Annotated in this window: 10 protein-coding genes and 1 pseudogene; 6 read left to right on the top strand and 5 right to left on the bottom strand. The window is 70.2% G+C overall.

What is annotated here, in order from left to right; translation table 11 throughout:
* Positions 1-394: 394 nt before the first annotated feature.
* From tgmA to ACY34J_RS22125, 4 genes and pseudogenes are all read left to right on the top strand, one after another.
* Entirely contained in the window at positions 395-667 is a 273-nt protein-coding gene (gene tgmA, locus ACY34J_RS22140) for a putative ATP-grasp-modified RiPP (protein ID WP_462728264.1), read from the top strand.
* A gap of 11 nt (positions 668-678) precedes the next feature.
* Positions 679-1,665 carry an ATP-grasp ribosomal peptide maturase gene (tgmB, locus tag ACY34J_RS22135; RefSeq protein ID WP_462728263.1) on the top strand — a complete coding sequence of 329 codons (987 nt, stop codon included), beginning with the start codon at positions 679-681 and terminating at the stop codon, positions 1,663-1,665.
* Positions 1,658-2,779 (top strand): ATP-grasp peptide maturase system methyltransferase, encoded by a 1,122-nt coding sequence (gene tgmC, locus ACY34J_RS22130; RefSeq protein WP_462728262.1) that lies wholly within the window; start codon positions 1,658-1,660, stop codon positions 2,777-2,779. The genes tgmB and tgmC overlap by 8 nt, the downstream gene beginning before the upstream one ends.
* Before the next feature lie 156 nt (positions 2,780-2,935).
* Positions 2,936-3,512: pseudogene (locus tag ACY34J_RS22125) on the top strand (EamA family transporter); the annotation flags it as partial.
* Here ACY34J_RS22125 and ACY34J_RS22120 read toward each other — a convergent pair.
* From ACY34J_RS22120 to ACY34J_RS22110, 3 genes are all read right to left on the bottom strand, one after another.
* Complete coding sequence (locus ACY34J_RS22120) at positions 3,406-4,203, bottom strand: sugar phosphate isomerase/epimerase family protein (protein ID WP_462728261.1); 798 nt, start codon at positions 4,201-4,203, stop codon at positions 3,406-3,408. The pseudogene ACY34J_RS22125 and the gene ACY34J_RS22120 overlap by 107 nt on opposite strands.
* Before the next feature lie 386 nt (positions 4,204-4,589).
* Positions 4,590-5,009, bottom strand: a complete 420-nt coding sequence (locus ACY34J_RS22115; protein WP_462728260.1) for a hypothetical protein — start codon at positions 5,007-5,009, stop codon at positions 4,590-4,592.
* 26 nt (positions 5,010-5,035) lie between these two features.
* Positions 5,036-5,974 carry a ribokinase gene (locus tag ACY34J_RS22110; protein ID WP_462728259.1) on the bottom strand — a complete coding sequence of 313 codons (939 nt, stop codon included), beginning with the start codon at positions 5,972-5,974 and terminating at the stop codon, positions 5,036-5,038.
* A 100-nt stretch (positions 5,975-6,074) separates the two neighbouring features.
* On the opposite strand from ACY34J_RS22110, the gene recD2 reads away from it, so the two are divergent.
* Both recD2 and ACY34J_RS22100 read left to right on the top strand, forming a co-directional pair.
* Entirely contained in the window at positions 6,075-8,315 is a 2,241-nt protein-coding gene (gene recD2, locus ACY34J_RS22105) for an SF1B family DNA helicase RecD2 (protein WP_462728258.1), read from the top strand.
* A gap of 157 nt (positions 8,316-8,472) precedes the next feature.
* On the top strand, positions 8,473-9,762 hold the full coding sequence (locus ACY34J_RS22100) for a citrate synthase (RefSeq protein WP_462728257.1): 1,290 nt from the start codon (positions 8,473-8,475) through the stop codon (positions 9,760-9,762).
* A gap of 560 nt (positions 9,763-10,322) precedes the next feature.
* Here ACY34J_RS22100 and ACY34J_RS22095 read toward each other — a convergent pair.
* Together ACY34J_RS22095 and ACY34J_RS22090 are read right to left on the bottom strand one after the other, a co-directional pair.
* Entirely contained in the window at positions 10,323-12,662 is a 2,340-nt protein-coding gene (locus ACY34J_RS22095; protein ID WP_462728256.1) for a heavy metal translocating P-type ATPase, read from the bottom strand.
* A gap of 52 nt (positions 12,663-12,714) precedes the next feature.
* Complete coding sequence (locus ACY34J_RS22090; protein WP_462728255.1) at positions 12,715-12,957, bottom strand: heavy-metal-associated domain-containing protein; 243 nt, start codon at positions 12,955-12,957, stop codon at positions 12,715-12,717.
* Positions 12,958-13,006: the final 49 nt, after the last annotated feature.

Genomic DNA, 13,006 nt, shown 5'->3' with positions numbered 1-13,006 from the left:
CTCCGTGACCACGCCCGGCGCGACGGGCGACGTGTACGCGTGCGGCCCGTGCATCGCGGAGCTTGACCACATGGTGCGCGTCCAGTCGCATGACCGGGACCGAATCGCCGACCGCGCCGTACAGTCCGCCACGCTCACCGTGCCCGCGCACACACCCTGCCCCGCGCCCTGCCCGCGGGCGCGTCCGGGGCCGTCACCGACTACCCCGCCGCTGAAGACTCCGCCCCCTGCCGGGGATGACCTGTTGACCGGTTCTCCCACACGAACCCCCGGCAGGGGAGCGGGAACCACCCCGCCCCGGTTGGATCATCCGCCCGCAACCCTTGGACAGGTCGAGCGCCTGCCGGGGCGGGTCCTGCACGACACCACCGTACGAAGCGACCAAGGAGGAGACTTGCAATCGAGCCTCGCAGGTACGGAGACCACCGCACCCGCCCCGTGGGGGCTGCGCCGTATGGCTCCGCTGTGCAACGGTTCTCCCTCGCCGTGGCAATACGCGGGCATTGACCCGGCCACGCAGACCGGCCGATGGGTCGGGGAGGACGGAGCGATGACGCCGGCCGAACTCGGCAAGCACGGAACGAGCGTGAACACCTACCCGCCCACGCAGGTTGGCAAGGACGGCAAGGTAGATGCCGACTCCGGCCACGACGCGACACAGGACTAGGGGGTAGCGCTATGGACGGGCGCCCGGTGCTGGTCTGCACGGAGTACGAGGACGCAACCGCTGATCTGGTCATCGCGGAACTGAACCGGCGCCGGGTGCCCGTCCTCCGGTTCGGCCCGGGGCGCGACTTCCCGGCGCCCGTGGTGCTCGCCGCGCGAATCGGGGCTGGGGGTACCTCCCGGACGAAGTCTGGGGGAGGATGGGGCGGGCGACTGACGGTCGGGGAGCGTACGGCCGACCTCTCCGCCGTACGCGCCCTGTACCACCGTCGGCCGAGCCCCTACCCGACGGGTAGCGGCGAGCAGGCGGCCCGGTTCGCCGCGCAGGAGAACCGGCGCGGCTTGGGCGGCGTGCTGGGGGCACTGCCGGGGTGCCTGTACCTGAGTCACCCGCAGGCCATCGCACGGGCTGAGTACAAGCCCGCGCAGTTGGACGCCGCGACCCGCGTAGGGCTCACGGTCCCGGCCACCCTCATCACGAACGACCCGAGGGAGGCCAAACAGTTCTGTGCCGAATGGCCCACGATCTACAAGCCGTTGCACGCGGGGGCGTACGAAATCGAGGGCGAGCCCGTCGGAATTTGGGCCGCCCCGGTCGAGGCGGGCGAGATCGACGGCGCGGTGAGCCACAGCGCGCACCTGTTTCAAGCGCAGGTGCCGAAGGTGGCGGACGTACGGGCGGTCGTCGTCGGCGAGCAGGTGTTCAGCGCGCGAATTACCGCGCCGCCTGGGGTCGTGGACTGGAGAGCCGAGTACCACAGCCTCACCTATGAGCCGGTCGCCTGCCCGGACGAGATGCGCGGGGCGCTGGCGCGGTTCCTCGCCGACTTCGGGCTGAACTTCGGCGCCTTCGACTTCGCCGTGACTGCGGACAGCGCATGGTGGTTCCTGGAGTGCAACCCCAACGGCCAATGGGCGTGGCTCGAAGACGCGGCCGGACTGCCAATCACAAACGCAATCGCAGACCTGTTGGAGAACGGAGCGAGCCAGCATGACTGACCCCCTGCACTCGGAACACCTACGGGCCGACCTCGCGCGGCGTCTGTCCAAGTCCGGCACTCTGCACAGCCCCGAATGGGAGGCGGCCGTCATGTCGGTGCCCCGCGAGGCGTTCCTCTCGCGCGGCTGGTTCGAGTACGAAGAGGGCGGCTGGTACAGGCCTGCGGCCGGGGACTCCCCGGAAGGACTCGCGCGGATCTACGAAGACGACACCCTCGTGACACAGGTCGCCGGGGGCGTCTTCCCCGACCAGGTCGAGGGGCGCATCGCCGCGGCCCCGTCGTCGTCGTCCACTCTGCCGAGTCTGGTCGTGCGGATGCTCGAAGACCTGCGGGCTACCGAGGGAACGCACGTCCTTGAGATCGGCACGGGTACGGGCTACTCAACCGCGCTGCTCTGCCATGTCGTCGGCGAGGACAACGTGACCACGGTCGAGGTCGACGCCGAGGTGTCCGCCCGTGCCGGAATGGCACTCGCGGGCGCCGGATACTGGCCTACCCACGTGGTCGGTGACGGACTGGCGGGCTACAAGGAGGGCAACCCGTATGACCGCGTGATCGCTACGTGCGGCGTGCACACCGTGCCGGCTGACTGGCTCGCTCAGACACGGCCCGGCGGTGAGGTCCTGGTCACGGTCGGCGGGTGGATGCACGCATCCGAACTCGTACGGCTCACGGTCGCCGACGATGGCACGGCCAGCGGCCCGGTTCTCAGCGGACAGGTCTCGTTCATGCTGGCTCGTCCCCACCGTCCGCCCCCGCTGGGCATCCTGCCGAACCTCAGCGAGGGCGACGCGGTGCCCGCCGAGCTGGGCGCGGGTGTGCTCGACGACTGGACGGCCCGGTTCGTCGCACAGTTCGCCGCGCCGCGCGCACAGCGGCTCACGCTGGAACGTGACGGCCGGACGGAACACGTCGTGATCGACGTGGACGCCGAGGCGTGGGCGGTCGTCTTCCAAGACGGCGCGCGGTGGATGGTGCGGCAGGGTGGCGCGGCGCGCTTGTGGGACGAGATCACCGAGCGCCTTGCACAGTGGCAGGCGGACGGATGCCCGTCGGCCGACCGTATGCGGCTGCACGTCGGCCCCGGCGGGCAACGCCTCACCTGGGCGTGACCGCGAGCTGACACCCCCATGCTGCCCCGCCTGTCCGTCGTTCCGCCCATGGCGGACGGGCGGGGTTCCCCGCTATGCGCCCGCGCCCTCGCTGCCGGGCTGCTCGGGGGCGGAGACGAACGCGCCGCGCTGCGGGACGACGAACACGGTCCCCTCGTCGGCGAGCACGCGAACGGCTTTCCACTGCTCGGCTTCGTCCTGGTCGTCGCGGCCGCCGCGTTCTGGGGCGTGTCCAACGTCCTCACCCGCAAGGCAGCGCCGCGCGACGCCCTGGCCTTCATGGTGTGGGCCAGCCTGGTGCCCGTCCTGCCGCTGCTCGCCCTGTCCCTGCTCCTTGAAGGCCCTGACGCCGACCTCGGCGCACTGCGTTCGCTCGACCTGGAGCGGGGCCGGCACGGTCGTCTACGTGGCGTGGGTGACGACCGTGTTCGGCTTCGGCGCCTGGGGCTTCCTGCTGCGTACGTACGCCGCCTCCGCCGTCGCGCCGTTCTCGCTGCTGGTGCCCGTCTTCGGGATGTCGTCGGCGGCGCTGCTGGTCGGCGAGCGGGCCGGGCCGCTGCGCTGGTGTGCGGCGGCCCTGCTGGTGGGCGGGGTCGCCGTCACCTCGCTCGGCGGCGCCGGCCGGCTCAGGCGGACTGGGCGAGCAGCCGGGCCAGATGGTCGCGCGCCGGCCCCAGGAGCCGCGGCAACTCCACTGCCTGCGGGTACCACCGCTGCTCGTACTCCCAGCTGAGCCAGCCGTCCCACTCCGCGCGGGTGAGCAGCTCGATGCACTCGGCAAGCGGCAGGATGCCCTTGCCGAGGGCGACCGGGGTGGTGTCCTCGGCAGAGGCGATGTCCTTCACCTGGACGTAGTCCAGGTGCGGGCCGAGCACCGCCAGGGTGGTGGCGGGTTCCTCACCGCTGAGCCAAGGGTGCATCAGGTCCCAGACCGCGCCGACCATGCGATGTCCGACGAGTCCGAGGACACGTGCCACGTCGAGGCCCCGGCTGTGCGAGTCGTGTGTCTCCAGCAGTAGCCGTACGCCCAGGTCGGCGGCACGCGGGGCGGCTGCGGCGAGGCGGCGGGCGGCCAGCGCGTCCGCCTCTTCGGCCGGCTGGCCCCCGCCGCCGGGGAAGACCCGTACGCGGCGGGTGCCGAGGTCGCGGGCGAGCGCCAGCAGCTGGTGCAGCTCGTCGAGTACGGCCTCGTCGTCGCCGGGCGCGGCGACCTTCGTATCCCCGGCCAGGGCGAGGATCCGTACCCCGGCGTTCTTGAACTCCTCGACCACATCGACGCGTTCGGAGAGCCCGATTCCAGGGTGCACGGGCTCCTCCGGGTGGGCGCGCAGCTCCACCCCGTGGAAGCCGTTCTCGGCGGCGAGCCGTACCACCTCCGGGATGGGCATGCCGGGGACACCGAGGGTCGAGAAGGCGAGTTTCATCTGACTCCTTGGAACAGACCGAGTTCCCGGTCGACGGGTCCCCCTGGCAGAGCCAAGGGTGGGATCTCATGTTTTGTCCGCGACGCCGCGAAACGGTGCCGTGCGCCCTGCATATCAGCTCCCGAGGCGGTGAGGCACGAACCGGGTTGCCCGGGAAGCGGTTTTCATCCGGCGCCCGCCGAGTCTTCGTGCCCAGACCCCGCAGGTAACGGAACGATAAATTCGAGACCTTGGTGCAACCCTCCTGGGCCGTCATGGGTCATACGTGGCATCAGGCTTCCCAGGGGGATCCAGGGGGGATTGGAGAAGCCTTGGAGGGGGGACCTCGCGAGGGGCCCGGTCCATGGACCGGGCCCCTCAGCCGTGTCCGCCAGGGCGTTCGGGGGTCATCGCTGAGGACACGGGTATTCGGGCCGGAAGCGGTGCGGGCAGGCGATCAGGCAGACCGACAGGAACCGCTGCCCCGTCAGATACCAGCCGCCGACGACATCTTCCCCACGGGCGACGGCCTCGGCCGCGCTCTGCACCTTTGCTGCGATCACCTCGATGTCGCGGTCGTGCCCGGAGGAGAACGCGGCGGCGTGCTCCCGGGCCTGGGCGCCGAACCATGCGGCGGCTTCCCGCGCATCCGTCCATGTGCCCTGGATGAGGCCGCGCGGCTTGAGCAGCCAGTGGGCCAGCTCCAGCGGCGGAACCCTGCTGGTGGTGAATTCGGGATCCTCGGGCCTGCGCGGCCCGTCCCTGAGCAGCTCGAGCCCGCTGCCCAGCCACACATAGCCGTGATGGTGATCTGCCTGAGATGTCATCGTTCTCCCTCAGGAAACCATCAGCTCTACGGTCGGCCCATCTCTTCGGCAGTCGGGAACGACTCCTGTGCCCCGGCCCGGGTGACGGCGGCCGTGCCGACCCGGACCGCGAAACGTACGGCCGCCTCCAGGCTGTCCCCGGCGCCGAGCCGCCAGGCCAGCGCGGCCGTGAACGCGTCGCCCGCGCCGGTGGTGTCCACGGGGTTCACAGGGACGCTGGGCACCCGTATGCACGCTGCCCCGGTCCTCAGCCCGGTGGGATCGCCCCCCGGGTCCGCGACGAGCGCGCCCTGCGCTCCCAAGGTCACCACCACCGAGCGCGGGCCGCGAGCGAGCAGCGCCCGGGCCCATACCTCCGGGTCGTCGAACCGCGCGGCCGGGTCCCCGGCCAGCAGGAACCGGGCCTCGTGCTCGTTGACCACCAACGGGTTGCAGGCGGGCGGCACCTCGGGCGGCAGGGGAGCGGGCGGCGAGGCGTTGAGGACGATGCGCGTGCCGGGTGAGGCGGCGCGCACGACCTCGGCGACCGTCTCCAGTGGGATCTCCAGCTGCAGGGAGATCATGCGGGCGGCGGACAGCAGGCTGCCGGCGGCGCGTACGTCCTCCGGCGTGAGGCGGGCGTTGGCGCCGGGGGAGACCACGATGCTGTTGTCGCCCGACGGGTCCACGGTGATCAGGGCCACGCCGGTGGGTGCGCCGCCGACCAGGACGCCGACGGCGTCCACTCCCGCCGCGCGCAGCGAGTCCAGCAGCAGGCGGCCGTGGGCGTCGTCGCCAACCCGGGCCAGCAGCGCGGTACGGGCGCCGAGCCGGGCCGCGGCGACAGCCTGGTTGGCGCCCTTGCCGCCCGGGTGGATGACCAGGTCCGAGCCGAGCACGGTCTCGCCGGCCCCGGGGCGGCGCTCGACGCCCACCACCAGGTCGGCGTTGGCCGAGCCCACAACCAGCAGGTCGTAACCCCGCATATCGGTCCCTCCTCCCGCCGCAGCCTAATGCGGTTCGGCCCGCGGGCTGGGTTGTCCACAGGCCGAACGGGGTGTCGGCACCCGGCGGTACCGTCACTGCATGGTGCAACTGGCAGTGGTCGAGGGCGTCCTGGAGCGGATCACGTACGCCAACGAGGAGAACGGCTATACGGTCGCCCGGGTCGACACGGGCCGTGGCGGTGGTGAGCTGCTGACGGTGGTCGGCTCCCTGCTCGGCGCGCAGCCGGGCGAATCGCTGCGGATGGAGGGCCGCTGGGGCTCCCACCCGCAGTACGGCCGCCAGTTCACGGTGGAGAACTACACCACGGTGCTGCCCGCCACGATCCAGGGCATCCGGCGCTATCTGGGCTCCGGCCTGATCAAGGGCATCGGGCCGAAGATCGCCGAGCGGATCGTCGACCACTTCGGTACCGACACCCTCGACGTCATCGAGCAGGAGCCGAAGCGGCTGATCGAGGTGCCCGGCCTCGGCCCCAAGCGCACCAGGCTCATCGGCGCGGCCTGGGAGGAGCAGAAGGCCATCAAGGAGGTGATGGTCTTCCTGCAGGGCGTCGGCGTCTCGACCTCCATCGCCGTGCGGATCTACAAGACGTACGGCGACGCCTCCATCTCGGTCGTACGGAATCAGCCGTACCGGCTGGCGGCGGACGTGTGGGGCATCGGGTTCCTCACCGCCGACCGGATCGCCCAGGCGGTCGGCATACCGCACGACAGCCCGGACCGCGTCAAGGCAGGCCTGCAGTACGCCCTCTCGCAGTCCGCCGACAATGGGCACTGCTATCTGCCGGAGGAGCAGCTGATCGCCGACGCGGTGAAGCTGCTCCAGGTGGACATCGGCCTGGTCATCGACTGCCTGGGAGAGCTGGCGGCCGACGAGGAGGGCGTCGTACGGGAGAAGGTGCCGGGAGGGGACGGCACCGAGCCCGTCTCCGCCGTGTATCTGGTGCCCTTCCACCGCGCCGAGATCTCCCTGGCCGGGCAGCTGCTGCGGCTGCTGCGCACCGACCAGGACCGGCTGCCCGCCTTCCGGTCGGTGGAGTGGGACAAGGCCCTGTCCTGGCTCGCGGACCGCACGGGCGCGGAGCTGGCGCCCGAGCAGGAGCAGGCGGTGCGGCTGGCCCTGACCGAGAAGGTCGCGGTGCTGACCGGTGGGCCGGGCTGCGGCAAGTCCTTCACCGTGCGGTCGGTGGTCGAGCTGGCGCGGGCGAAGAAGGCCCGGGTGATCCTGGCGGCGCCGACCGGGCGGGCCGCCAAGCGGCTGTCCGAGCTGACCGGGGCGGAGGCCTCCACCGTGCACCGGCTGCTGGAGCTCAAGCCCGGCGGCGACGCCGCGTACGACCGGGACCGGCCGCTGGAGGCCGATCTGGTGGTCGTCGACGAGGCGTCGATGCTCGATCTGCTGCTCGCCAACAAGCTGGTGAAGGCCGTGCCGCCGGGCGCTCATCTGCTGCTGGTGGGGGATGTGGACCAGCTGCCGTCCGTGGGCGCGGGCGAGGTGCTGCGCGACCTGCTGGCGCCCGACAGCCCGGTGCCGGCCGTACGGCTCACCCGGATCTTCCGGCAGGCCCAGCAGTCGGGCGTGGTGACCAACGCCCACCGCATCAACTCCGGTGTGCCGCCCATCACACAGGGGCTTCCCGATTTCTTCCTGTTCACCGAGGATGACACCGAGGAGGCGGGGCGGCTGACGGTCGATGTGGTGGCCCGCCGCATCCCCGCGAAGTTCGGGCTGGACCCGCGGCGCGACGTCCAGGTGCTCACGCCCATGCACCGCGGCCCGGCCGGGGCGGGGACGCTCAACGGGCTCCTCCAGCAGGCCGTCACCCCCGCGCGCCCCGACCTGCCGGAGCGGCGGTTCGGAGGGCGGATCTTCCGCGTGGGCGACAAGGTCACCCAGATCCGGAACAACTATGAAAAGGGGGCCAACGGAGTTTTCAACGGCACGGTCGGCGTCGTCACCGCAATGAATCTGGTCGACCAGCAGCTGACCGTTTTGACGGACGAAGACGAGGAGGTGGGCTACGACTTCGACGAGTTGGACGAACTGGCCCACGCCTACGCGGTGACCATCCATCGCTCGCAGGGCAGCGAATATCCGGCCGTGGTGATTCCTGTCACCACCGGAGCCTGGATGATGCTCCAGCGCAATCTGTTGTATACGGCGGTCACACGGGCGAAACGCCTGGTCGTGCTGGTGGGTTCGCGTAGGGCCATCGGTCAGGCGGTGCGCACGGTCTCCGCCGGACGGCGCTGTACAGCTCTCGATCACCGGCTCAGCGGGGCCATCGGGGGAGGTTCCCAGGCCGATCGGCTTTCCTGATCGATCAAATAGGAGCAGGATGGTCCCCGCACGTGGCACTGCGTGCCATCCATAGACCTTGCAGCCGACCCCGAGTGCACGGCATCGCGCCAAATGGGGGAAGGTAGAGATAGTCAGGGCACCTCGAAGAAGAGGCACAACGTCGGTGAGGGATGACGTGAGCGACAACTCTGTAGTACTGCGGTATGGGGACGGCGAGTACACCTTCCCGGTCGTCGACAGCACTGTCGGCGACAAGGGCTTTGACATCGGGAAGCTCCGAGCCCAGACCGGTCTGGTGACCCTGGACAGCGGCTACGGCAACACCGCCGCGTACAAATCGGCCATCACCTACCTCGACGGTGAACAGGGCATTCTGCGCTACCGCGGTTATCCCATCGAGCAGCTTGCCGAGCGCAGCACCTTCCTCGAGGTGGCCTATCTGCTGATCAACGGCGAGCTTCCGACGGCCGATGAGCTCGCGGAGTTCAAGGCCGAGATCACCCATCACACCCTGCTGCACGAGGACGTCAAGCGGTTCTACGACGGCTTCCCGCGTGACGCCCACCCGATGGCGATGCTGTCCTCCGTCGTCAGCGCGCTGTCGACCTTCTATCAGGACAGCCACAATCCGTTTGACGAGCAGCAGCGCAACCTGTCGACCGTCCGGCTGCTGGCCAAGCTTCCGACCATCGCGGCGTACGCATACAAGAAGTCGGTCGGCCACCCGTTCGTCTACCCGCGCAATGACCTCGAATATGTCGAGAACTTCCTGCGCATGACCTTCTCTGTGCCGGCCGCCGAGTACGAGCTGGACCCGGTTGTGGTCAACGCCCTGGAGAAGCTGCTGATCCTGCACGCGGACCACGAGCAGAACTGCTCGACCTCGACCGTGCGCCTGGTCGGCTCCTCGCAGGCCAACATGTTCGCCTCCGTCTCGGCGGGCATCAGCGCGCTGTGGGGTCCGCTGCACGGCGGCGCCAACCAGTCGGTGCTGGAGATGCTGGAGGGCATCCGGGACGCCGGCGGCGATGTCGACACCTTCATCCGCAAGGTGAAGAACAAGGAAGACGGCGTGAAGCTTATGGGCTTCGGGCACCGCGTCTACAAGAACTTCGACCCCCGGGCGAAGATCATCAAGGCTGCGGCGCACGATGTCCTCGAGGCACTCGGCAAGAGCGACGAGCTGCTGGACATCGCGCTGAAGCTCGAGGAGCACGCCCTTGCCGACGACTACTTCGTCTCGCGCAAGCTTTACCCGAATGTGGACTTCTACACCGGTCTGATCTACCGGGCGATGGGCTTCCCGACCGAGATGTTCACGGTGCTGTTCGCGCTGGGCCGGCTTCCCGGCTGGATCGCGCAGTGGCACGAGATGATCAAGGAGCCGGGCTCCCGTATCGGCCGTCCGCGCCAGATCTACACGGGTGTGGTCGAGCGCGACTTCATCCCGCTCGAAAAGCGCTGACCGGGCGCCGAGTGAAGTGAATGGCGTCCTGGTTCCGATGCTTGGGCCCCTGCGGTGGCAGGGAGGGTCGGGGCGGGGTGCCTGGTGAAGTGAATGGCGTCCTGGTTCCGATGCTTGGGCCCCTGCGGTAGCAGGGAGGGTCGGGGCGGGGTGCCCAGCGAAGCGAAAAGCGCCCCAGCTCTGATCCCCCCACGGGTCGGAGCGGGGCGCTTTCCATTCCCGGATCGGATTCCCCCCACGGGATCCGGCCGGGCGTCTGCTGGCCGCAGAAGCTCACGGTCTGCCTGACGCTCTGCCGGGACGCGTACGTACGGGAGGGCCGCTCAAAGCTCCCCGGGCACGTGTCCCGGCCAACGCACGGTCGGCTCGTCCCCCAAGACGATCCGGCCTGGCCAATGTCTCGCTCCGCCGGGAGCGCGACATCGCAAGGTTAGACTCGCGACCCCTGCGGATGGTTACGTTCAGCCGGATGTGATCTGGGTCTCTTGCCATAAGTGCACCAACGAGGGCAACACCCTCCAAATAAAGATCCGCACCATCAAGTGAGGATGTGGTGCCACTTATGGGGATGGTGTGAAGGTCCTCAGTCGGAGGCTGTTCATCACCACGAAGACCGACGAGAACGCCATCGCCGCGCCCGCGATCATCGGGTTGAGCGCTCCGGCCGCGGCGAGCGGCAGCGCGGCCACGTTGTAGCCGAACGCCCAGAACAGATTTCCCTTGATCGTGCCGAGGGTTCGGCGGGAGAGCCGGATCGCGTCGGCCGCGACGCGCAGGTCGCCGCTTACGAGCGTGAGGTCGCCCGCCTCCATGGCCGCGTCGGTGCCGGTGCCCATGGCCAGGCCGAGATCCGCCGCTGCCAGCGCGGCAGCGTCGTTGACGCCGTCGCCGACCATGGCGACCGTACCGCCTTCGCTCTGCAGTCTCCGTACGACCGTCACCTTGTCCTGTGGCAGAACCTCCGCGATCACCTCGTCGATGCCCACCGCGCGTGCCACCGACTCGGCCACGAGCCGGTTGTCGCCGGTGAGCAGTACCGGCGTCAGGCCCAGGGCGCGCAGCTCCGCCACCGCCTGGGCGCTGGTGTCCTTGATGGCGTCCGAGACGGTGAGGACGCCGCGGGCCTCGCCGTCCCAGGCGACGGCCACCGCTGTGTCCCCCTCCGCCTCCGCCGCGGCCTTGGCCTCCGCGAGCCGGTCCGGCAGCACGACGTCGTACTCGGCGAGCAGCTTCTCGCGCCCGACGAGGACCTTGTGTCCGCCGACGACACCCCGGACGCCGAGTCCGGCTGCGTTCTCGAAGCTCTCGGGGACGGGAAGCGAGCCCACCCGTTCCCGCGCGCCGGTCGTGATCGCCTGGGCGATGGGGTGCTCGGAGGCGTGCTCAAGGGAGCCGGCGAGCCGCAGCAGGTCGCGCTCGGAAACCCCGTCGCCCGTGACGGCACGCTGCAGGGCCATTGTCCCGGTGGTCACCGTGCCGGTCTTGTCGAGGACGACGGTGTCGACCCGGCGGGTGGACTCCAGCACCTCCGGGCCCTTGATCAGAATGCCGAGCTGGGCGCCGCGGCCCGTACCGACCATCAGCGCCGTCGGCGTCGCCAGCCCCAGGGCGCAGGGGCAGGCGATGATCAGTACGGCCACCGCGGCGGTGAACGCGGCCGTCGCATCCCCCGTCACCAGCAGCCAGCCGACCAGGGTGCCGATGGCGAGCAGCAGCACCACGGGCACGAAGACCCCGGAGATCCGGTCGGCGAGCCGCTGCACCTCGGCCTTGCCGTTCTGCGCGTCCTCCACGAGCCGCGCTATCCGTGCCAGCCGGGTGTCCGCGCCGACCCGGGTGGCCTCGACGACCAGCCGGCCCGAGGTGTTCACCGTCGCGCCCGTCACCCCGTCGCCGACGCTGACGTCGACCGGAACGGACTCGCCGGTGAGCATCGAGACGTCCACAGCCGAGCTGCCTTCGACGACCGTGCCGTCCGTGGCGATCTTCTCGCCGGGACGGACGACGAAGCGGTCCCCGATCGCCAGGCGCGCCACCGGAATACGCTCCTCGTGCCCATCAGGGTGGAGCACGGCCACGTCCTTGGCGCCGAGTTCCATCAGTGCCCGCAGGGCCGCGCCCGCCCGGCGCCGGGACCGCGTCTCCAGATAGCGGCCGAGCAGGATGAAGGTGGTCACTCCGGCCGCGACCTCGAGATAGATCGTCGAGGCCGGGTCGGCCGGGGCTGCGGTGAGGGCGAATTCGTGCCGCATCCCGGGCGTCCCGGCGTGGCCGAGGAACAGCGCCCACAGCGACCAGCCGAAGGCCGCCAGTGTGCCGACCGAGACCAGGGTGTCCATGGTGGCGGCGCCGTGCCGGACGCCCGTCCAGGCGGCCCGGTGGAAGGGCAGTCCGCCCCACACCACGACGGGGACCGCGAGGAACAGGGACAGCCACTGCCAGGAGTCGAACTGCAGCGGCGGAACCATCGCCATCAGCGCCACCGGCACGGACAGCACGAGCGAGACGAGCAGCCGTCGGCGCAGCGCGCGCAGCTCGGCCCCTTCGTCACCGTCCGGCGCTGTCCCCGGCTCACCATCGGTCCCGGCCTCGGTCCCGGACTCGGACTCGGACTCGGCCTCGGCCTCGATGGAGGACTGAGGCGCGCGCACCGGGGGCGGCTCAGCGGTGTAGCCCGTCCGCTCGATGGTGGCGATGAGATCGGCGACCTCGACCCCGTCGCCGTACGACACTCGGGCCTTCTCCGTGGCGAAGTTGACGGTGGCGGTCACGCCGTCCATCCGGTTGAGCTTCTTCTCGATGCGGGCAGCGCAGGAGGCGCAGGTCATACCGCCGACGGCAAGGTCCACCTGCGCCGTGGCCGGGCGTCGTGCCTCGGTCCCAGTGGCCGTATCGGTCATGTCTACCTCTGGCTTCGGAGCGTCGGGTGAGTGTCAGGGGACCGCTCGAGCGTCAGGCCCGGCCCTGGAGCTCGAAGCCCGCTTCGTCGATGGCGGCGCGGACGGCCTCCTCGTCCAGCGAGGCCATGGAGGTGATGGTGACCAGGCCGGTGGCGGCCACGGCCTGGACGGAGCTGACGCCGGGGAGGGCGGAGACCTCCTGGGAGATCGCGTTCTCGCAGTGGGAACACGACATCCCGCTCACCCGGTAGGTGATGGTCGACCCGCTGGTCTCGGTCGTCGTCTCGGCGGTCATGAGCGCTCTCTCCTTGTGGGCTGTTCACGTCTTCGCGTTCGTGGTGACG

This window comes from Streptomyces sp. HSS9-12, from assembly GCF_054963655.1.
Note: the sequence above shows the minus strand (reverse complement) of the source record. Positions and strands in the feature narration are given on the sequence as shown.

Bases quoted from the DNA above. Each gene is read 5' to 3' on its own strand.
- ACY34J_RS22115 (WP_462728260.1), bottom strand. From the start codon at position 5,009: ATGACATCTCAGGCAGATCACCATCACGGCTATGTGTGGCTGGGCAGC.
- ACY34J_RS22110 (WP_462728259.1), bottom strand. From the start codon at position 5,974: ATGCGGGGTTACGACCTGCTGGTTGTGGGCTCGGCCAACGCCGACCTG.
- ACY34J_RS22095 (WP_462728256.1), bottom strand. From the start codon at position 12,662: ATGACCGATACGGCCACTGGGACCGAGGCACGACGCCCGGCCACGGCG.
- recD2 (WP_462728258.1), top strand. From the start codon at position 6,075: ATGGTGCAACTGGCAGTGGTCGAGGGCGTCCTGGAGCGGATCACGTAC.
- ACY34J_RS22120 (WP_462728261.1), bottom strand. From the start codon at position 4,203: ATGAAACTCGCCTTCTCGACCCTCGGTGTCCCCGGCATGCCCATCCCG.
- tgmB (WP_462728263.1), top strand. From the start codon at position 679: ATGGACGGGCGCCCGGTGCTGGTCTGCACGGAGTACGAGGACGCAACC.
- tgmC (WP_462728262.1), top strand. From the start codon at position 1,658: ATGACTGACCCCCTGCACTCGGAACACCTACGGGCCGACCTCGCGCGG.
- ACY34J_RS22090 (WP_462728255.1), bottom strand. From the start codon at position 12,957: ATGACCGCCGAGACGACGACCGAGACCAGCGGGTCGACCATCACCTAC.